The organism is Clostridium sp. C8, from assembly GCF_001010885.1.
GTDB lineage: Bacteria > Bacillota > Clostridia > Clostridiales > Clostridiaceae > Clostridium > Clostridium sartagoforme.
Genome location: NZ_LBMX01000012.1, coordinates 85,676 through 106,749, shown reverse-complemented (window position 1 = coordinate 106,749; position 21,074 = coordinate 85,676). Strand labels below are relative to the sequence as shown.

The window sequence follows — 21,074 nt, the reverse complement described above, 5'->3', positions numbered from 1 at the left end:
TGTTTTTTCAATCTGAATATCACTTTTAATTTAATTCACTTTATTAATAAAAAAAACTTAGATATAACGACAATATTTCATGTCCATAAAATATACATATAACAGCTGCTATAGCTATATATGGTCCAAAAGCTATTTCTGATTTCTTATCTTTTAATTTAAATAAAAGTATTATAATCCCAACTAGTCCTCCTAATATTATAGAAATAAAAAGAGTTACTAAAATTCCTTTAATACCTAAAAAGAGTCCACAAATACCAGCTATCTCCGCATCTCCTTGCCCCATACCATTTGTGGCTATAACTATTAGATAAATAATTGCATATCCTATAATTCCACCTAGTAAGTTATTTATAATATTAACCTCTCCAATATATGCTCCTACTAATATATAAATACATCCAATTACTGCGCCTAAAATAGTATTTGAAGTATATATATATTTACTATCTAAATCTATAAAAGAAATAACAATTAGTAAGGATGATAGTAAACTATAAAATATAAAATTTAAGCTTATTCCAAATTTAATAAATATTAATAAATATATTAATCCATTTAAAAGTTCTATCAATGGATATCTTAATGATATTTTTTCACCACATTTTCTACATTTTCCTCTTAAAAATAAATAACTTAGTATTGGAACTAAGTCATATGCTTTAAGATTATAACCACAAGTTGTACAATGTGATGGTGGAAATGATATAGATTCTTCTTTAGGAATTCTATATATACAAACATTTAAAAAACTACCTATACATAACCCTATTATAAATACAAATATCCCCATAAATACCTCCAATAAATTATTTAAAATCTATATTAATATAAATTCTACATTACATACCCATTTCCTTTTAAAGTTTAAGGTTTTTGTAATAAATTGGATATTATTCTATCTTTTTAACCCACTAAATTGTATCTATTATTATTTAATTGAAATTCTTATATACCTCTTAAGAATATTATATTATATCAATTTGCTTATATATAGTGGTAATATCCGCCTTAATAAAACTTAATTTCTTGTTATTAATTATTTTTAAAAAGTTTCCTTCTTTATCTATTTCAAAATCTGCTGAATCAGTTATTATTTGTTTAGCTTCTTCTATCTTTAAATATTTTATTTTTTCTATTTTTTTTGAATCATCAATATAGTTTTTTATTATACCTAAAATCTTATCATTATTATCTTCCATTGATTTAATAGACTCTGAATCTAAAATCTCAATATCATCTTTTATCTTCGCAATTTCTACTGCCATTATAAAATCTTGTATTGCGCTCTTTACTTCTGCCTTTTTTGTATCAACTGAATACTTTTTAAAGTTAGGTATTAATATAGCCATTAATGCTATTATTAATACTATTAATGTGATCATTTCAATTATAGTGAAATTATATTTTTTATATTTCTTTTTTTTCTTATTACTATACTTGGTCATGATATTACCTCTCTAATTTATATTAATACTAACTATATTATACTAATGATTACTACGGATTACTTACTTATTTATTTAATATCTTATATTTCCCTAATAAATTATATCACTACAATCACATAAAAAAATAGAGACTTAGTAAAATCTAAGTCTCTATTTCTATTAATCTTAGTACATTCCGTCCATGCCCATTCCTGGAGCTCCTGGCATTGGTGATTCCTTTTGTGGAATATCAACAACAGCAGCCTCTGTTGTTAAGAATGTTGATGCTACTGATGCAGCATTTTGAAGTGCTGATCTTGTAACCTTAGTTGGATCTACTATACCAGCTTTAATCATATCAGTATAATTTCCATTTAAAGCATCATATCCAACTCCTGCTTCACGTCCCTTAACATGATCTATAATAACTGAACCTTCAACTCCTGCATTTATTGCAATTTGTCTCATTGGTTCTTCTAATGATCTTACAATTATATTAATACCAACTTGAGTATCTGCTACATCTGAAGTTACCTTAGTTACTTCATTAATTATATTTACATATGCAGCTCCACCACCTGGCACTATACCTTCTTCAACAGCTGCTTTTGTTGCTGCTAAAGCATCTTCTATTCTTAATTTCTTTTCTTTTAATTCTGTTTCTGTTGCTGCACCAACTTTAATTACTGCAACTCCACCTGCAAGTTTTGCTAATCTTTCTGTTAATTTTTCTTTATCAAATTCTGAAGATGTTTCTTCTATTTGAGCTCTTATTTGTGAAACTCTTTCCTTAATAGCTTCGCTATTTCCTTTTCCATTAACTATTGTGGTATTTTCTTTAGTAACTTTAACACTTTCACATTGTCCAAGCATATCTAAAGTTACTTCCTTTATATCTATACCAAGTTCTTCTGATATTACTGTACCACCTGTTAAAACAGCTATATCTTGAAGCATTTCTTTTCTTCTATCTCCAAAGCCTGGTGCTTTTACAGCTACACATGTGAATGTTCCTCTTAATCTATTAACTACTAATGTAGTCATTGCGTCGCCTTCAACATCTTCAGCTATAATAAGTAATTTTTTACCTTGTTGAACTATTTGTTCAAGTATTGGAAGTAATTCTTGGATATTAGAAATTTTCTTATCTGCTATAAGAATTACTGGATTATCTAAAACAGCTTCCATTTTTTCAGTATCTGTTACCATGTAAGCTGACACATATCCTCTATCAAACTGCATACCTTCAACTACATCTAATTCAGTTCCCATTGATTTTGATTCTTCAACAGTTATAACTCCTTCGTTACCTACCTTTTCCATAGCATCTGATATTAACTTACCAACTTCTTCATCTGATGCTGAAATAGCTGCAACTCTAGCTATATCTTCTTTACCATTAACAGGTTTAGAAATCTTTTTAATTTCTTCTACAGCCTTATCAACTGCCATTTTAATACCATTTCTAATTAGTATTGGATTTGCTCCAGCTGTTACATTTTTTAATCCTTCTCTTATGATTGCTTGTGCTAAAAGAGTTGCTGTTGTAGTACCATCCCCTGCAACATCATTAGTTTTTGTTGCAACTTCTTTAACTAATTGTGCTCCCATATTTTCATATGGATCTTCTAACTCTATTTCTCTTGCTATAGAAACACCATCATTTGTAATAAGCGGTGCTCCAAACTTTTTATCTAAAACTACATTTCTTCCTTTTGGTCCTAAAGTAACCTTAACTGTATCTGCTAATGTATCAACACCAATTTGCATTGATCTTCTTGCATCCTCGCTAAATTTAATCATCTTTGCCATAACTTTTTCCTCCCTTATTCAACTATTGCTAAAATATCATCTTGTTTTAAAATAGTGTATTCTTCACCTTTAACTTTAACTTCTGTACCTGCATATTTTGAATAAAGTACTTTATCTCCAACTTTTACTTCCATCTCTACTCTGTTTCCATCTACAATTGCTCCTGGTCCAACTGCTACAACTTTTGCTTCTTGTGGTCTTTCTTTTGCTGTTCCAGTTAGAACTATACCACTTTTAGTTGTTTCTTCTGCTTCTAATTTTTTTATAACTACTCTATCTGCTAGTGGTTTAATATTCATAAAAAATCCCTCCTATTTATATCTATAATTTAATTACCCTTTTATATTAGCACTCACCACCAATAAGTGCTAACAACTTTATGATAATATTTTACTTTATATTTTTCAAATGTTACCTCATATATTATTACCCTATATATAATAATTATTACTCTTTTACATTAAATATTTCCATTTTCCTCATACTTTTGTTTATTTTCTTCATTTTAAATATAATTCCATTTATAAATCTTATTGACTTAAGTTGTAAGTATTTTTATTTATACATATCCCCAAAAATATCCAAAAAATAGGTGCCACCATTACGACACTTATATTAAAAAAGGATTGTACTAAATATCCTATTAAAGTTAAAAATAATGTCTTTGATATATTATTGTTAAAGTTTTTTATTAGCTTATATAATATTACTCCTATTAATGTTAAATATGTTATTAAATTAAAAATACCATTACTGACTGCATATTCTAAATATTCATTGTGTGATTTATCAATATATGATCCATTATTTTCTAAATATCCTTGATAGCTTTTATGATAATCAGAATCTAATCTATAACTTAAAGTATCAGGCCCCCACCCTATAAAAGGACTATCTATAAATGCTTTCCATGAAATTTTTAATATCTCTATTCTTCCGCTATCTTGAATTTTTGTATTTCCTTTTTCATCTACTGATATAGTATTATTTGCTCTACTAAAAATTTTTCCACCTGAAGATATATTTATTAATAGAAATATTCCACAGAACAATATAAAAATATTACCTGCTCTTTTTATCTTTTTTATATCCTTAAAAATTAGAATAAATCCTATAATTGAATATATTATAAAAGCAAGCCATCCACTACGTGTTAATGTACAAATTAAAGCTGAAAATATTATTACTGAATATATTAAATATTTTCTTCCTCCATTAAATATATAAATAGCCATGCTTATAAATAGAAAAATACATAGGTAAGAAGAAAAAAAGTTTCTATTTCCTATTAACCCAATAGAATCTCCAACTGATATATATCCAAGCATCCAGTATTGTACAGGATCAATATTATAAAACTGTATTACTCCATATGAGGCCATAATGCAAGCAGATATTAGTATTATGTCTAATATTCTTTTGTTTAATATTAAGTATTTAGAAGCTAGTATAAATAATATTATATAAATACAGTAAATTATAAATCCCTCACCTCTAGTGATATTTCCCATAAAAGCTACATACTTTTCCTTTGATAATATACTTGGAATTAACATTGTTAGGAGAAACACTAATGCTATCTTATGCTCAATACTAAATTCTGTTACCTTTAGTTTTATTAACGATAACAGAGAAATTATTCCTACAATATAAAGAAAGATTAATTTTCCTACTACATATCTTGGTGATGATACATTTACAACTATAAAAGGCATAATAATTATTACAGAATATAATATTATGTTTACTAGCCTTTCTGTATCAATTTCTTTTGTGAAAATTCCTTTTATTTTTTCATATATATTTTGCACAATTTACCCCTACCAATAGATTAGTATAAAAAAATTGCGAAGCAATTTATTTAGTTCACAGTACACAATTCACAGTTCACAATTGCTGAATTATTTCCATAACTGTGAACTGTGCCTTGTTAACTATGTACTAGAAATTTTGCTTCGCAAAGCTCTACTGTCTTTCTAAATTTATATTTTTGTATTCACTAATTTTTTCATTATCTATAACAGCTTTCTTAGTAGCTTGTGAATTTATCTTATTAAATACAGTCTTAGATTTAAATGGAGTTACTAAAGTACCTGCTCCATTTATACAACCTCCATCACACATCATTCCTTCTATGAAGTTACCTGGTAGTCTTCCAATCTTAGCCATAGTCATCATCTTCTTTATTTCTATCCCTCCAGATACCTTTACTGGATTGAAATTTACTTCTATTCCTTGGCTTCTAACGTAATTTTCTATAGCGGCTGTTAATCCTCCATGTGATCCAAAACCTCTTCCATATATTGATGCATCATCCACAACTTCATTTTCACAAGAATCAATATCTATATCAAAAGCGCTAAATAAAGCAAGTAGTTCTTCAAATGTTATAACATAATCTACTGCATCTTTTACTGACTCTCTAACTGCTTCACTCTTTTTAGCAGTACATGGTCCAATAAAGACAACTTTCGCTTCTGGATCATTGTGTTTTATAAATCTCGCTGTTGCTATCATTGGAGATACTGTTCCTGATATATTTTTTACTTCTGATGGGAACATCTTTTCAATATAACTTAAGAATCCTGGACAACAAGAATTGGTCATGTAATTTTGACCTTCTTCTAATCTTTCTAAAAATTCTCCACTTTCATGTACAGTTACTGCATCAGCACCACAAGCTGCTTCTACCATATCTACAAAGCCTAATTTCTTTATTGCATTTTTGATTTGTCCATATGAAACTTTTGCTCCAAATTGTCCTGTTATTGCTGGTGCTACTACTGCATACATTTTTCTCTTTCTTCCAAGTCTTTTTGCTATAGGAACAATTAGACTTTTATCAGAAATAGCTCCAAAAGGACATGCATTCATACAACTTCCACAGTTAACACATGTTTCTTCTTTTATCATAGCTCTTCTATCTTCTATATTTATATCTAATGCACCAGTTGGACATACTCTTTTACATGGTCTCATAACTTCAGCAATAGCATCGTAAGGGCATGCTTTTTTACACATTCCACATTCTCTGCAAAGTTCTTGGTTTATATATGCTCTTCCTGCAACATAAGTTATTGCTCCAAAGTTACAAGCCTCATGACATTTATGTGCCAAACAATTTCTACATGAATCTGTAACACTATATTTATTTATAGGGCATCTATCACAAGCTGCTTCAATGACATATATTATTTGATCATCTTCTTTGATATCAACAAATTCATCATCTATATTATCTCCATTAGCTAAATACCCTGCTGCTAGCTTAGCTCTTTCTAAAACAATGGCTCTTTCTTTATAGACACAGCATCTATACATAGCTGTATCCCCCTTAATAATTTCATAAGGAATTTTTTCAATTGATTCTGTTGTTAGATTTCCATCCTTAGCTAGTTTAGCAACTTCTGTCAATACCTCATGCTTGAGCTTTTTTAATTGAGTTTCAAATTGGAACATACCAAAATCCTCCTATATAAATAAATTTAACCTATTTATCCCCTATATTATTATATCAGTTAATTTATCCCAAGTTGTTTTATTCTAAATATTCTGAAAATATAAAATGCGAAGCAATTTTATTCAGTTTACAGTGTACAATTCACAGTTCATAGTTTTTTGGATAAAGGAACAGGTATCAGAGAACAGGGAACAAGTTATAAATTTAAAATTAAGAATGAAAAAATCATTAAAGGATTTTTTCATTCTTTCATTTATAAATTGATTTATAATTTTATATCACAACCTGTTACCTGCTACTTGTTCCCTTTTACCTATAAAATAACTGTGAATTATACCTTGTGAACTGTTCTCTATAAGGTTGTTTCACAATTAGCTTCAATGGCATATATATAGTCATCTAAATATTCACCAATTCTATCTTTTAATAATTCCTTAGCATTTGGCTTTAATAATCCTTCTCTAACCTTTTTATATTGTTCATGCATAAATTGACTTATAACTGTTATCGGAATTTCCATTCCTTCTAAATTACTCATAAGCTTTTCTAAAGCAAAGTTAACTTCATCTTTAGGCATATAATATCTCGCTCTATCAGATAAGCTATATTTTCTTTCTATTTTTACTTTTTCTCCTGTACCTGAATAGTGATGTACCCAATCTTTTGGATTCTTTACCATACTAAAATCTAATATTTCCATAAAATTAGATAATTCTGCATTTGAATCGTATTTTAATATTTCATTTTCAATAAGATTTAATGCAAATATACCTTCTCTAAAGCCAAATGTTAAGGCTGGTCCAACTTTTAATATTATAAACCCATCTTCAACCATTTGTTTTAGAGCTTTAGGTGTTTGATAATCAGTTGAATGTGCTTCAAATATTAATTGTGGATAATCTTTTAATCCATTTATTAATTCTTTAGCTTCTTCTCTGTTATAATTCCACACTTCATCACTGCTAAACTCAACACCTGGTTGTACTACAACACCTATTACATATTCCCAAGCATCTCCTACCCCATAGCTTTCAAATGCAGATTTGAATGTTTCTACTGTAGTCTTAAAACCTTCTACGCTAGTAACCTTTGGGCCTTCTTCTTCTTCAACTTGTGCTCCTCCTGGTATCGGAACTTCACTACCTATAATATAAACTGGATGAAGAGCATTTTTGTTTTCTTCTTTTAGCTCTAAGTATGCTTCTTCTGCAATTTTACATAGCACTGATGCTCTATCAGCTATTAATGCATCTCCAAATTTACCACTTTCAATATCTCCTTTTAGTGGCATACTTGTATCTATATGAATTTTGGTGAATCCTGCTAAAACATATTCTCTTATTAAACTTTTAGCATTTTCCATAGCTTCACTTGGATCTATATTTTTCCAGGTTAATGGTCCTAAATGATCTCCTCCTAAAATTATTCTTTCTTTTGGAAATCCTATTCTTTCTGCTATTTTATAAATATACTCTACATAATCTTTTGGTTTCATTCCAGTGTATCCACCAAATTGGTCAACTTGATTTGCTGTTGCTTCTACTAAAAGCGGTATATTTTTATTTAAAAGCTTTTCCATACTTGCTTCTATTACATAATTATTAGAGCAACATACAGAAAATATTCCTACATTTTCACCATTTTTATATCTATTAACGATATCCTTCATTGGATGTATCATTTCTTCACCCCTTATTATTTATATATTTAAGGATTATTTATATCCCTAAAACTTCATTTATATATGAAAGAAAATAATATTTTAGCAGGTGCTTTAATATTATTTTCTCTCAATTTTACTGCAATTTATATATACCAATTAACAACTAATTATACACTTACTGTATAATTACTAATAAACGACTTATTTAATTAAGCCTTACCATTACTTCCGCAAACCATTATCTTATGCTCAACTATCTTTTTCATAGCTTCTTTTCCAGGTGTCATATACTTTCTAGGATCATTAGCATCTGGATGTTCATTAAAGAATTTCTTTACTGCATCAGAGAATGGTATTTTTAAATCTGTTGCTACATTAACCTTGCATATTCCAAGAGAAATTGCTTTTTTAACTAACTCATCTGGTACATCTGATGCTCCATGTAATACTAGTGGAACATCTACCATATCTCTTATTTCCTTTAATCTATCAAAATCAAGCTTTGCTTCGCCTTTATATAATCCATGAGCTGTTCCTATTGCTATTGCTAATGAATCTATTCCTGTTTTTTCAACAAATTCCTTTGCTTGTTGTGGATTAGTGTACATTGCATCTTTTTCATCTACTACTAAATCATCTTCTTGGCCGCCTAATCTTCCAAGCTCCGCTTCTACTGTTGCATCATACTTATGTGCATATTCTACTACTTCTTTAACAGTTTTTATATTATCTTCATATGATGAGTGTGATGCATCTATCATAGTTGAGTTAAAGCCCATATTTACATAATGCTTTATTTCTTCTACATCTTCAAAGTGATCTAAGTGTATAGCTATTGGAATATTGTGTTTTTGGGCTGCAACTTGAGCCATTGCCACAATGTATTCTCCACCTGCGTAATCTATTGTTGATGGTGTTCCTGCTAAAATTACTGGTGATTGTAATTCTGCTGCTGTTTCTACCACTACTTGTAATGTTTCTAGGTTATGAATATTAAATGCTGGTACAGCATACCCTTCTCTTTGAGCCTTTTTTAACATTTCTCTTGTTGATAATATTTTCATCATTTACTTCAACTCCTCTTAGTGAAATTTTTTGATTTTTACAATATATAAAAATTATTTTTCTTTTGTTAACTTTAACTAAAGCTTTCATATAAACTTATTTATTGTATTTATGAATAACTACTCCCTTAACAACTCTATTAACTGTTCCATCTGGTCTTGGATTGTCTGGTGAAATTCCTAATCTAATTGAATTAAATAATCCAAAAATTTGTCCAAATAACATATAATTAAATACTGTATATACTTCTGGAATTGTTTGTCCGTCTATTCCTATATATTTATCACAGACATCCTTTAACTCTTCATTTCTTTCATAACTTATTACCGCCAATTTATGATTCCCTGAATCACCATTTATTTCTTTTATAAGATCCATATCATAAAGATTAGTGTATTTATTGGTAGAATTCATAAATATAACTAAAGTTTCATCATTAATTATTGATTTTGGACCATGTCTGAATCCTAATACAGATTCACAGACACTTACTACTTTCCCACTTGTAAGTTCTAAATTTTTCAAAGCCATTTCTTGGCATAATCCTTTTAGTGCGCCTGATCCTAGATAAACTACTCTTGATGAATTTAATTCTGTTAATTCTTTTATATCTTCCCATTTAGTATCTAAAATTGAATTTCCTTGATTAATAACTATATCAACATATTTCTTATTTTCCTCTAAATTATTAATATCAAATATTAATAATGATGCTAATAACATGCAACTAAAAGAACTTGTCATAGCAAAACTTTTATCATTTGAAGCTTCTGGCATTAATACACAAAGATCTCTATCACTTATGGAAGCCTTTTTAGCAAGTTCTCCTTCGGAATTACATGTAATTACCAGTTGTGATATATCTTTTACATTATCTTTAAATAAATTAAATGCTCCAACGCTTTCTGGACTATTTCCAGATCTTGCGTAAGAAACTAAAATTGTTGGTACATTTTCTTCTATGAACTCTTCTGGATTTGATACTAAGTCAGTTGAAGCAATAGCTTCCACTCTTAAATTTAATTTCTTTGCTAAATACGTATAAATTGTATCTCCAACATAGTCTGAAGTCCCTGCTCCAGTCAAAATTATTCTGGTATTTTCCTTTAAACCTCTGTTTAAAAAGTTCTTTATTTTCTCTTCATTTTCTTTTACTATATTGTAGGTTTCTTGCCATAGCATAGGTTGCTGTCTTATTTCTGAGACAGTATGAACTGCCCCTAAGCCTTCCATTTTTTCTTTATTCATTCCAAAAATCATTTTAATACCTCCTGCATCTGTTAATGTCATCATTACCAGTAATCCTAAAAAAATTTTTTTATTTTAATTATTATTTAATTTTACTCTATATTTAAATTTATCTCCTCTAGCTACACTAACAGTGTACTCTATCACAGATTCATTTTCATAGGTCAATCTTTCGATTTTCAAACTTGGTGATCCTTCTTTAATATCCAAATAGATACTTTCCAATTTATTAGTTAATATAGGTTGAAAGAACTCCTCTGCTGATGTTAACCTTGCATTAAATTCTTTTATTAATACATCATACATTGGCTTTTCTTCTAATTTCTCTCTTGTAATACCTTTAAATCTATTAAAAGGAAGATATGTTGTTTCATATAACATATGAATTCCATCTGCCATTCGTATTCTGGATATTTTATAAAGTAAATCTTCACTACTTATTCTAAATATAGAACTTATCTTATCACCGGCTTGAATAATTTCAAAACCAGTAACTTCTGATTTAGGTTTTTTGCCGAGCTTTTTCATTTCTTCTGTAAATGAATAAAAAGAAATTAAATCTTGATTCATTCTTCTTGGTGATACAAAAGTACCTTTTCCATGTACCTTGTATATATATCCCTCTTTTTCAAGCTCATCCATCGCCTGTCTAACAGTTGTCCTACTTACATCATAAATTTCACAAATTTCTCTTTCTGAAAGTATTTGTTCATTTTCTTCTAAAGTATTTTCTATTATATCTATTAGAATATTCATAAGTTGTAGGTATAATGGCGTTCTAGAGGTTTTATCTACAGTAGTCATTAAATCCCCCCATTTTTTATATTACCATATTTATATTTAAATTATATCATAATTCTTAAATAAAAGAAGCATTAAGATGCATATTTTATTATTTAAATTCAAATAAGATTATGACCTTTATTCAGATTTCATTGTAAATTATACTCTTACCTATGTCAACACTCTTATTCTTATATTTAAATATATGTAGATTTGTAGAAATAGTAGATAGATATGTTTAAAACTAAATCTACCTACTATTCCTATAAAATTTTTAATTATTTATTTTTTCTTTTTATAGTTACTACTCCAGCAATTGACATCAACGTTGCAAATAATCCTAAAGCCATAGGTGAACTTCCACCAGTACTTGGTAAGTTGTCATTTTGTGTATTCTCCTTGCCCTTATCGGTATTAGTATTATCTTCAACTTTTTTCAACTTGTTTATAGCATCATCTAGATTGCTTATAGCTGAATTTACATCTTCTTCATTAGCGTCCTTATTATTTAGTACTTCATTTGCTTTGCTTAAAACTTCCTGTAATTTATCCCAAGTTTCTTTTGTATATTTTTCTTTATTTAAACCCTTAGCCTTATTTATTATTTCTTCTAAATTAGATTTATCTACTTTTCCAGGCTCTACAGGTTTTTCTTCATCGGCTTTAACTAAGTGCTCTATAGAATCTTCTAATATTGAAAGTGCTTCATCTACTTGTTGTTGAGTTGCTACTTTATCTGATAATATTTCCTTAGCTGAATTAAGAGCGGCTTTAAGAGCTTTAAAGCTTTCAACTGTATAGTCTTTTTCTATTAAAGCTTCTGCTTCATCAATCTTTTTAGTTAAATTTGATTTATCTGCAACCTTAACTAGTTGATTTATCTTGTTTTGAAGATTTAACTTAGCATTTTCTAAAACTTCAGCCTCTACATCATCTTTTAATAATAACTCTTCAAGTGCATATTTTGCATTTAAGAATTCATTATATGAAGCTTCTGTATATTGATTTTCTACTACATCATTAGCATTTTTTAATGCAATATTTATTTCACTTATATCAAATAATTCTTCAACTGCCTCTACAAGTTCCTTATTTGATACTGAAAAGTCTTCTTCTGTAGCAGCTTCATTAGCTAAAACTGAATTTGCCTCTTCAATAGCAGATTTTAATGCCTTAAGTGATGCTTTTGAGTATTTACTTGTTTCTAATATTAATTTATTTGCTTCCTCTAATTTAATCTGTAAGGCTTCTTTATTTGTTCTTACCGCTAAGGCTTCTCTTGCTACTTCTAAGTTTGCCTTAGCTTTATTAACTTCATTTTGAGTTGAGCCTTCTCCTAAGGCTAATGCAGCATCATAAGCTTCTTTAAATGTATTCCAAGAGTTTCTAGAATATTTAGCTTCTGAGCCTTCTTCATTAATAATCTTCTCTGATTCTGAAACCTCTAAATCTAGCTCCTCTTTATTAAGTATTACAGTCACAGTTGCTACTACTTTTTTGCCATTTGGTATAGTAGCTGTAATAGTTGTTGTACCTACTTCAACTGCAGTAACATTGCCACTTTCATCTACTGTTGCAATATTATTATCAGCAGAAGCCCAAACTATAACATCTGTGCTATCAATCGGATCTAAAACAGGAATTAGCTTTTGAGTAGTGTTTCCACTAATATTTAACTCAGTATTCTCTAAAGTAATGTTTTCTGCCGCTATAGGAGCTATTTGTCCATAGAATCTAAGTTCAGCTATGCTAGCATACTTATCACGAGTATCACCTAGAGTTTTTAACGCAGTAAATTTAACATATTGAGCTTTAGTTGTATTGAATCGTATTGGATTATATCCTTTATTTTCTAAGCCTGAACCATCACTTGCTTCCTTAAATGTACCAGTTCTAACTGCTTCCCAATTTTGGTTATCTAAACTAACTTCAATTGAATATTCAGTCACATGACCATTTTTACTATTTTGTCTTGGCATATAATCTATCTGATTAAGATTATAAGCTTTGTCTAACTTAACTATAATTGAAACTGGTAACTTATCACTAGCTTGATATCCTGAATGCCATATTGTATTTTCATCTCCATCTATAGCATTTCCTTTTAAATCACTATCAGCTTCTGTAGTTGCATATATAGCTTCTAATTTATTAAAGTCTATTTTATCTTCATCAACTGTATTACGCTCTCTTAATGCATTTATTGCTGTTCTTATTGATATAATTGGAGCGCTTAATTCCGCTTCACTCTTTGCATTTTCTAATACTTCTTCAGCATTTTTAATAGCTTCTAGTAAAGTCGAATAAGTTTCCTCTGTATAAATTTCATTAAGTTTTTCATATGCCTTAGCACTTTCAATAGCCTCAACTAGCTTTGATTTATCAAATCCATCAACTACTGTAATTTCATGTTCTACACTTAACTGTCCATCAGCAGTTGTAGCCATTACTTTTGTAGTGCCTGACTTAATTCCTCTTAGATAATAAGTTACTGAATTATCATTATCTATACGGATAACCTTTACTATTTCTTCATTTGCTGAAGTAAGTCTATAGTTTAAATTATTTGCACTTTCAGGTAATACTTTTGCAAATACTGGTGTTAGCTTATTTACATATATATTGTTTGGAGTATTTTCTAAAAATTCTATTGATGATGGAGTTTGAAGCTTTTGTTCATAGAATTCTATTTCATTGATTGCTAAGGTATTTATATCTTTAAAAGATTCTAAAGCTGTAATTACAATCTTATCAAATACTTGGTTATTTAATTCATATATAGTTTTTGCAACTGCACTTGTGGAATTAACTTTTTCACCTAAATCAGTTGCTACACCATTTAGATAACCTACTGCTTTCACCTTTTTTAATGCTGCAGCACTACCTGTACGGTTGTAAATTGTGAAATTACTAAACTTCTTTGGCTCATTAAAAGTAAATGTCATTTCAAATGGAAGCTTACCTTTATCCACTTGATCTGGAGTATATACCCACTTTAAATCCATACGAGAAGAATCATCACTACTTGTAGTTCCATCAATCAATTTACTTAATCTCATTCCTGTTTGTAACTGTGATTCATCACCAGTTACAGTAATACTTTCTTTTCCAATCTTCACTAATGAATTTTGTCCTTCTGGTAATGGAGAATCTGGATTAGTAATATTAGCAATTGCATTTTTAGAATTTAAGTTACTGTCAACTACTAAGGCATTAGTTGGTGCTAAAGCAAAGTTTATATCACTTTTTGCTTTCAAAGTAATTCTTGCAATTGTCTCCGTTCCATTAACCTTGATATTATCACCTACATTTGTAAATACAACATAAAGGTCTTGTTTATTATTGCTATGCATTCTAATCTTTGATAAATTCCTCATAGAAGTTGTTACTACTGTAGTTTCTGTTTTAACAAACTCATATTCATTTGCTTCTAAAGGTATTTCTATACTGAACGCATTAACATCTGATAATCCAGTACCTACAACATCAACAGTAAATATTTCATTTGCTGAAATACTTGTTTTGCTTGGAACTAGCATAACCTCTCCAGCAACTTTTACTCCATCAGTTGGTATTACACCGCCTTCTAACTTACTTGCAACATAGCTAATATCATAAGCATCAATAACATTGTTAAAGTTTAAATCTGCCATTGAAACATAATCCCAATCAGCATCTACAGATGATAACCCTGTATAGTTTTGAAGGAATGTCAAATCTCCCTCTTCTATTGTTCCGCCATTATTCCAGTCACCAACAACTTGTCCGTTAGTTCCATCTACCTTATATGGACGGAATTCTCTCATAGCCAGGAAGTTACCAACAGATTCCTTTGTTACAATCTTAAAGTAACGAGCTTTTATTGGAGAACTAAAGTTTATAGTTTTTACTTGTCCATCAGTAGTCCATGCTGCATTTCCTGAATTTGCTGCATTTGTAAATACCTTTTGATAGTTTACTCCATCTATACTACTGTATATTTCTGCACGTTTTACAGAACCATTTCCACTAGCTCTAAATAATAAATCTAGTTTTTCAATTTGATAAGCTTTTTGCATATCAATTATAAATGGTTTATCTATTGCATTTCCTGCTGAATGGAATTGAGAAGTATCATTACCATCTACAGCGTTAGCAGGTACATCACTACTATAGTGCCCGTCCGTCCACTTAACTGTCATTCCATTAGGAACATTACGATATGGATCTAAAGCTGTTCTAACTACTAAATTTTCACTCCAAGGTGAATAACCATCTTTATTTATACTACGTATACGATAGTTATACTCAGTATCAAAATTTAAGTTATTATGGATATATTGATTTGATGTTATATTTTTATACACAATACCATCAATTTCAATTTCATAAGTTTCTGCATTTTCTACTTTATCCCAGTTTAAAGTAATAGAATTTGGAGTTATTGATTCTTCTGGTGCAGTAAAGTTTGCAGGAACACTTAAGTCTGTATTAACTTCATTCTTAGATATCTCTTGAGTATTTATAAAATCATTAATTGTTAATTCAACTTCGTTTACTTTTACGTTAGTTTTTTCTGATTTTACATAAAGCTTAGGAGCTGTAGTAATTTCTATATTTTCAAACTCTGAGCCTTCAGTAGAATATTTATTAAGATTTGGACTTGCATCATAGAAATATACATTTGTTCCATTTTCAAATTCTTCTAATGATTTTGCCTCTGTTAATTGAACCTTTTCACTTCCAACATTTAATGATAAATCTGTTGGTTTTTCACTAACATTTACTATAAATTCTGTTGACCTCTCTGTAACAATTCCTTCATAGTCCCCATTTAATACTCCTGCTTTAATTACAGCTTTTCCTTTTCCTGTTTTAGGAGCAGATGAAGTTATCATTGTTGTTGCTGATTTTCCTTCTTTATAGTCGGTAGTTAGTCCATCATCTTCATAAATCTCAAAGTTAGTGTCTCCACTTGGATATACTTCAATTTTCCTTTGTGAATCATCTATTGTATCTGGAGTATTATTTTCATTATTCATAGGAATAATAGCACCATTTTTTACAAACAAAGGAAGTTTCCACATAGGTGCATCAAAGTTATTTAATACTCCTCCACCTCTATATTGTTTACCTGTAAAGTAATCAATCCATATTTGATCTTCATCTGGAAGATATATATCATTACGTATATCATTTCCTTTTGAGTCAGCTGCAGTATTTTGATATACAGGTGCTACCAATAAATTTGGTCCCCACATATATTGATATTGGGTGTTTGTTCCATAGGTATATGCGTTAGGATATTCTAACATCATAGCACGTATCATTGGAGTTCCTTCAGTAGTTGCTTCATTCGCTATTGTATAATTATATGGCATCATTTCTGCTTTCAATTTTAAATACATACGGTTAATTGAAGTATAAGGTTCTCCAAATATATAAGGCTTTTTAGGATTACTTCCCCAACCATCCATATCTATTTCTATTGGTGTAAATGCCTTCCATTGAATATCACGAGTTTGAATCAAATTATTTCCGCCAAATATTCCATCTATATCTGATCCTACGTTAGGCTGTCCTGATAATCCTGATCCTATATAAGTTGGAATATGGAAACGAATATATTCCCAATTACCGCCATATTGGTCCCCAGACCATATACCTGCGTAACGTTGAGTACCAGCCCATCCATCTAATGATACAACAAAAGATCTTGCACCATCCTTAGAGTTATTTTCTATTCCTTCCGCTGCTTGTCTTACGGCATTAAGAGCAAATGAATATCCAGCTCCTACCCATGCAACGTCTGTTTTAACTGCATTAGTTCCTGCAACTCCAACTTCTTTATCTATATCACGTTGAAGATAAGCTGGTCCACTACCAGTTGGTTTTAAATCACTTTGTGTCCAAAGCCCCACTTGTATACCTTTACTCCTTGAGTAATCAACAAACTGCTTTAAGAGATCTATATTTCCATCAATAGTATCTGCTCGCCCATATCCAGCACCATAACCGTCATTTGGTAAAAACCATCCAATAGGCATATCATTATTAACATGCTCATCTATTACTTTTACAGCGTCTACCGCTAAAGTTTCTTGACGATCAAACCCTGGCTTTTGAGTTTGTGATTCTTGTCCTGTTGCATCATTGATCCAATCTCGAGCATAGGCATTGGCATGACCTATATAAAATGCATACTCTGGTAATAATATTGGTTTACCAGTTAAATCTGTAAATTTATTAATAATCTTTGTTGGAGTATCGTCCACAAAATAATAAGCATCAAATCGTTTTTCTTCATGCTTTGTAATAACTTTTCCCTTTTCGGTTGAGTCAAAAGCATATTGCCCTGGTTTAAATGTATGACGCATAACCCCATATCCATTTGTTGAAAAATAAAATGGTGTTGGGCTTGAAACTCCTCCATCTACCCAGTTATTTTCATTTTTTATGTTTATAGTTTTCCCCTTATGTGAAAAACGTCCATTTTGTTGTCCGCCACCATAAAAATATTCATCATCATTAGTTTCTAAAGTTTGAATAGTTTCGTTAGATTTATATTTTAATGGTTCTGCCTCTTTCCAAATTGTTTTATTTGTTATCTTATTGAAAAGTTCCATTTTACCAGTTTCTTTTTCTATTCTTAGTTCAATAGTATCAGTAGAGACTTTTATTATGCTACCATTTTCTACTGTTGGAGCTACTTTGTTATATTCATCCTCTGTTCTATCAATAATTTTTGTTATATGATCCTTTGAATTTGGAATTGGATCTTCTTGAAAATTACCTTCTGGATCCATATATATTCTGAATATATCATTTTCTAGGAAGGATACTCTAACCTTCTCTCCAGTAGTCATTTGAAAAATAACTTTATTTTCTGATTGAGTATAGCTTTCAACCCCTCCTATTTCACTGTAGTCATTTACTAGTGATTGAATAAATTGGCCTTCTTCATTAGAATTAGTTGTTATTGAATAAGCATAAGCAGATGTTGTCTGAATTGTAAGACTTGATGTAAACGCTGCGGTTAAAGCAAGTGCAGTTAATCTTGCTATTATTATTTTTCTTCTCATAATTCCCCCTAAATTTCTATTTATTTTAATTTATACTTACTAGTAAAATTAATCTTATGTATATACCCTTATCATTTATTCTTATGTATTTTAACTGCTTTATCTTTAGGTTCTTAACTTTAGTAAATTAAAATCATTTACTATTAAAGAAAGGATCTTATTGGTTTTTTTCTGTAGAGTAGAAATGTAAATCATATATTTTCTTAATTTTTTATTCTTTATTTAAAATAGCATCACCCCCTTCAAAATTATAGAAACCTAAACTGATAATGTCGTCATTACCAGTTTGGTTGAATTTTTTTATTTATATAATTTATTAAAAACTATATTTACATTATGAATAAAATGGAAATTTTTAAACCTTAAAAATTTCCATTTTATTAAATTAACTTCATGAAATCAGTAAATTATAATTTTTTTATTCTTCTAAAAGCAATAATATTAATGATTCCTATATAAATGCTATATACTGCTCCTAATATACTTAAAGTCAAAAATAATGCGTTAAAGTTTTGTTGTATTGCATTTAAAATTAGAAGAACACTTAACAAAGCATATGCACATGCTTTCATTACTATTTTTTCTTTTTCCTTACTATTAACTATACTTTCCAATTTTGAAGTTTTACGCTCTCTTTTGAAATTCTTTATGACCTTTAATTTATTTAAGAAGATAGTCCTAAAGTATATCTCTACTAAAACTGTAACTACAATTCCAATTAAAAATGTATTTTGTAAGGATTTAAAATAATCTCCCATTAGTACCATAAAAATAAATATAATTGAATATCTATAGTAAAATATCTTGAATTTTTGTTCCATTTGCTTTGATATTATATATCCATTTTTATTAAAAATATTATAATAAACAGCATCTCCATAAAGGTCTAAATATATATTGTTCCCTGATAGATTTACAATATTCTTTTTCACTATAACATCGCCTTTCCTAAGCAATATGTTTGATGCACCGAATAGTCATTGTTAAGAATAACCAAATCGCTGTCATATCCAACTCCTATCCTTCCCTTGCGTTTATCAACACCTAAACACTTAGCAGGATTTATAGTACATGCATTGATAGCATAGTTAAACGGTACCATTGCATCTTCAACTAATATCCTGAGTCCATCATTCATCTTCAATGTAGAACCTGCTAATCCCTTTGTGCCTACTAAGTGTGCACTTCCATCTTCTGAACTTGTAAAATGAAAATAGACATTATAAAAAGTAAAATTTTTATAATGTCTATTTTTGCATATAATTAAATTATCGGAGGTGTAATTATGAATAAAGTAGGAAGGCCTAAAGGTGGAAAAAATAAAAGGTGGACTCCTGAGGAGAAGGAAAGAATAGTTAAACGATATTTCGAAGGTGAAATATCAAGAACACAGCTAGCTAAAGAAGAAAAAGTTACAGATAGTATGCTTCATCAATGGATTAAAAACTATGAAAATGAAGGAATTGAAGGTTTGATTTCTAAAACAGGAAAGCGAGGAAATGCTTTCGCCGCGCTTCATAGAAGCAAGGATTTGCCAGAGATAAAACGACTTCAACTTCAAGTCGCACAACTTGAAGTTGATATAGAACGCTTAAAAAAAGGTTATATAGTGAAAGGAGTTGGTGCAAACAAGGAACTCATTACTACAAAAGACTTGAATTCCAAGTGATTTATGAATTAAATAATAATTATCCTATTACATTTCTTTGTAAAATAATGAATGTTAATAGATCAGGTTATTATAAATGGAAAAACAGACTTAATAAAGAAAATATATATCAACTGAATAGAAGAATGCTTACTAATTTATTGAATGAAGAACATGAGAAACATCCCTCATATGGGTATCATAGATTAGCTCATTTGATACGTAAAAATACAGGCTGGATGTTTTCTGATAATTTAGCACATAAATGCTGCAAGAATGCAGCTATTCGATCAACTGCAAGAAAAAAATATAAATACTGTAAACCCGGCCATGAAAATGTCCGTTTTAAAAATATAGTTTCGGGTAAATGGAATGCTAAAGAACCACTTCAAATAGTAGTGTCTGATATGACAATGCTTAAGCATCGTGGGAAAAATTATGAATGGACATATATCTTGGATACATTTGATAATTCTATTATTTCAAGTCATATTTCAGGACGTCCTGGAGATATTAGAACTTACTATGAGTGTCTTAATGATTTAAAATTACTTACAAAACAAAAAACAACTCCCACAGTTTTGCACACCGATCAGGGAGCTGTCTATTCATCACGACCTTATAATAAAGATCTATTTAATTATAACATAAAACGTTCTATGTCTCGAGTAGGAACTCCCACTGATAATCCAATAATTGAATCTATAAATGGATGGATTAAGAGTGAAATAGCTAGTGATTATGACATCAATGAATATTCAGATATAAGTAAATTTCTTCAAGAATTTGTTAGGTATTATAATAATGACCGACCAGCGTATGCGCTTGGATATCTTTCACCTAAAGAATATAGACAATATTATGGATTTACATAAAAAGAGATATAAATTATCTCTAATTTATA

The 21,074-nt window shown here is 29.5% G+C and carries 14 protein-coding genes and 1 pseudogene; 2 read left to right on the top strand and 13 right to left on the bottom strand.

What is annotated here, in order from left to right; translation table 11 throughout:
• Window positions 1–43: 43 nt before the first annotated feature.
• The 13 genes and pseudogenes from AAT22_RS02250 to AAT22_RS02190 form a co-directional block, all read right to left on the bottom strand.
• Entirely contained in the window at window positions 44–793 is a 750-nt protein-coding gene (locus AAT22_RS02250) for an A24 family peptidase (RefSeq protein WP_047000094.1), read from the bottom strand.
• Window positions 794–968: 175 nt separating this feature from the next.
• Window positions 969–1,448, bottom strand: a complete 480-nt coding sequence (locus tag AAT22_RS02245; protein ID WP_047000093.1) for a hypothetical protein — start codon at window positions 1,446–1,448, stop codon at window positions 969–971.
• A 168-nt stretch (window positions 1,449–1,616) separates the two neighbouring features.
• Complete coding sequence (gene groL / locus AAT22_RS02240; protein ID WP_047000092.1) at window positions 1,617–3,242, bottom strand: chaperonin GroEL; 1,626 nt, start codon at window positions 3,240–3,242, stop codon at window positions 1,617–1,619.
• Between the two features lie 14 nt (window positions 3,243–3,256).
• Complete coding sequence (gene groES / locus AAT22_RS02235) at window positions 3,257–3,541, bottom strand: co-chaperone GroES (protein ID WP_047000091.1); 285 nt, start codon at window positions 3,539–3,541, stop codon at window positions 3,257–3,259.
• Between the two features lie 231 nt (window positions 3,542–3,772).
• Window positions 3,773–5,053 carry an O-antigen ligase family protein gene (locus AAT22_RS02230; RefSeq protein ID WP_047000090.1) on the bottom strand — a complete coding sequence of 427 codons (1,281 nt, stop codon included), beginning with the start codon at window positions 5,051–5,053 and terminating at the stop codon, window positions 3,773–3,775.
• Window positions 5,054–5,207: 154 nt separating this feature from the next.
• A complete protein-coding gene (locus AAT22_RS02225; RefSeq protein WP_016205726.1) occupies window positions 5,208–6,701 on the bottom strand; it encodes a 4Fe-4S dicluster domain-containing protein in 1,494 nt (497 codons plus the stop codon).
• Between the two features lie 353 nt (window positions 6,702–7,054).
• On the bottom strand, window positions 7,055–8,383 hold the full coding sequence (locus tag AAT22_RS02220) for a class II D-tagatose-bisphosphate aldolase, non-catalytic subunit (RefSeq protein WP_047000089.1): 1,329 nt from the start codon (window positions 8,381–8,383) through the stop codon (window positions 7,055–7,057).
• A gap of 191 nt (window positions 8,384–8,574) precedes the next feature.
• Window positions 8,575–9,432: a tagatose bisphosphate family class II aldolase gene (locus AAT22_RS02215; RefSeq protein ID WP_047000088.1), complete on the bottom strand. Its 858-nt coding sequence runs from the start codon at window positions 9,430–9,432 to the stop codon at window positions 8,575–8,577.
• A gap of 94 nt (window positions 9,433–9,526) precedes the next feature.
• Window positions 9,527–10,690, bottom strand: a complete 1,164-nt coding sequence (locus tag AAT22_RS02210; protein WP_047000087.1) for an SIS domain-containing protein — start codon at window positions 10,688–10,690, stop codon at window positions 9,527–9,529.
• A gap of 63 nt (window positions 10,691–10,753) precedes the next feature.
• A complete protein-coding gene (locus AAT22_RS02205) occupies window positions 10,754–11,482 on the bottom strand; it encodes a GntR family transcriptional regulator (protein ID WP_047000086.1) in 729 nt (242 codons plus the stop codon).
• A 257-nt stretch (window positions 11,483–11,739) separates the two neighbouring features.
• Window positions 11,740–18,522, bottom strand: a complete 6,783-nt coding sequence (locus AAT22_RS02200) for a discoidin domain-containing protein (protein ID WP_052953886.1) — start codon at window positions 18,520–18,522, stop codon at window positions 11,740–11,742.
• A 407-nt stretch (window positions 18,523–18,929) separates the two neighbouring features.
• The gene (locus tag AAT22_RS02195; RefSeq protein ID WP_047000085.1) at window positions 18,930–19,454 is read right to left on the bottom strand and encodes a hypothetical protein; all 525 of its coding nucleotides are present in this window, start codon (window positions 19,452–19,454) and stop codon (window positions 18,930–18,932) included.
• Window positions 19,454–19,717, bottom strand: a pseudogene (locus tag AAT22_RS02190) (amidohydrolase family protein); the annotation flags it as partial. The gene AAT22_RS02195 and the pseudogene AAT22_RS02190, both read right to left, overlap by 1 nt.
• Before the next feature lie 90 nt (window positions 19,718–19,807).
• On the opposite strand from AAT22_RS02190, the gene AAT22_RS02185 reads away from it, so the two are divergent.
• Window positions 19,808–20,191 (top strand): transposase, encoded by a 384-nt coding sequence (locus AAT22_RS02185; protein ID WP_047000083.1) that lies wholly within the window; start codon window positions 19,808–19,810, stop codon window positions 20,189–20,191.
• Window positions 20,188–21,045: an IS3 family transposase gene (locus AAT22_RS02180; RefSeq protein ID WP_242849775.1), complete on the top strand. Its 858-nt coding sequence runs from the start codon at window positions 20,188–20,190 to the stop codon at window positions 21,043–21,045. Before AAT22_RS02185 ends, AAT22_RS02180 begins: the two co-directional genes overlap by 4 nt.
• Window positions 21,046–21,074 lie beyond the last annotated feature (29 nt).